At 76.7% G+C, this 502-nt stretch carries 1 pseudogene; it reads right to left on the reverse strand.

What is annotated here, in order from left to right:
- Positions 1 to 502: pseudogene (locus tag ESO86_RS19700) on the reverse strand (chromosome segregation protein SMC); the annotation flags it as partial.

The raw sequence follows: 502 nt of genomic DNA on the forward strand, positions 1-502 counted from the left end.
CCTCGGCGATCCGCTCCTCCGCGGTGCGCAGGGCCTCGGCGAGCCGCTCGGTCTCGGCGGCGGCGGCCTCGGCCTGCACGCGGGCCCGGTTCAGGGACTCGGTGCGCTGGGCGAGCTGCGCGTCGAACTCGCGGAGCGCCGCGAGCGCGAGCTTCGACTGCTCCTTGGCGTGCCCGGCGTTGCCGCGCTGCTCGTCGAGGTCGAAGCGAGCGCGCTCGATGTCGGATCGGACCTCGTCGAGCCGGGCCTGCGCTCGATCGCGCTCGGCGATCAGCTCGATGCGGCTCTGCGTGCGGCCCGAGCCGCCGTGAACGACGTAGCGGCCGACGACGGTGCCGTCGCGCGTGATCACGGTCGCCGGCCGGTCGAGCGCGGCGAGCGCGTGCTCGGCAGCGCGGACGGCGTCGAGGTCGTCTGCGACGAGCACCTCGCCGAGGAGGGCGAGGACGCCGGCGGGCGCGGTGACCACGGCGGCGGCGGGGGTGAGCCCGTCGACCGCAGC

Source organism: Agromyces binzhouensis (assembly GCF_004135055.1).
GTDB classification, from domain to species: domain Bacteria; phylum Actinomycetota; class Actinomycetes; order Actinomycetales; family Microbacteriaceae; genus Agromyces; species Agromyces binzhouensis.